Annotated in this window: 1 pseudogene; it reads right to left on the bottom strand. The window is 63.2% G+C overall.

Features of this window, described 5'->3' with window-relative positions:
• Positions 1 to 87 precede the first annotated feature (87 nt).
• Positions 88 to 1,065: pseudogene (gene cysK / locus EN969_RS31965) on the bottom strand (cysteine synthase A).
• Positions 1,066 to 1,184: the final 119 nt, after the last annotated feature.

The raw sequence follows: 1,184 nt of genomic DNA on the forward strand, positions 1-1,184 counted from the left end.
AACCGGAAGCGGTGCCGCGCTCAAGCCGCCGATGGCGGCCACGCGCGTTTTTTCAGCGGGCCAGCTTGGACGCGAAGGAGCGTCGGACTACGATCCCAGCCCCTCGAACAGGATTGTCGACAGATAGCGCTCGGCGAAGGACGGGATGACCACCACAAGATTTTTGCCCTTGTTCTCCGGCCGCGAGCCGACGACGATGGCCGCCTGCAGGGCGGCGCCCGAAGAGATGCCGACCGGCACGCCTTCGAGGCGGGCGACGAGGCGGGCATTGGCCACCGACTACTCGTTCGACACCTTGACGATCTCGTCATAGATCGTCGTGTCGAGGATCTTGGGCGCAAAACCGGCGCCGATGCCCTGGATCTTGTGCGGGCCGGGCTGGCCGCCCGACAGAACCGGCGAGGAGTCGGGCTCGACGGCGACGACATGCACGGAGGGCTTGCGCTTCTTCAGCACCTGGCCGACGCCGGTGATGGTGCCGCCGGTGCCGATGCCGGCGACGAAGATATCGACCTCGCCATGCGTATCGTTCCAGATTTCCTCGGCCGTCGTCGTGCGGTGGATTTCCGGATTGGCCGGGTTCTCGAACTGCTGCGGGATGATCGCATTGGGGATCGTCGCTGCCAGTTCGTCGGCCTTGGCGATGGCGCCCTTCATACCTTTCGGACCCTCGGTCAGCACCAACTCGGCGCCGAGCAGCGCCAGCATTTTCCGGCGCTCGACCGACATTGTTTCGGGCATCGTCAGGATCAGCTTGTAGCCCTTGGCCGCGGCGGCGAAGGCAAGCGCGATGCCGGTGTTGCCCGACGTCGGTTCGATCAGCGTTGTCTTGCCGGGAGAAATCTTGCCTGATGCCTCAAGCGCCTCGATCATCGCCACGCCAATGCGGTCCTTGACCGAGGCGATCGGATTGAAGAATTCGAGCTTGGCGATGAGATTGGCGACGATGCCCTTTTCCCTGGCGAACTTGTCGAGCCGCACCAGGGGCGTGTCGCCGATCGTATCGGTGATGGAATTGTAGACGCGGCCGCGACCGGGCACACGGGCTGTGACGGGCTTGTTCATTGGTTTCGCTCCCAGAATTTCAGGCGAGTAAGGATTTCAGGCAGTGGAATTGCAGCCGGCAAGATAGGGCCTTCTGTCGCGCAAGATAGACTGTCGGCTGAAAATATCCGAGTGGGCCC

The sequence above is a fragment of the Mesorhizobium sp. M7A.F.Ca.CA.003.01.2.1 genome (genome assembly GCF_003998945.1).
Lineage (GTDB): Bacteria > Pseudomonadota > Alphaproteobacteria > Rhizobiales > Rhizobiaceae > Mesorhizobium > Mesorhizobium ciceri.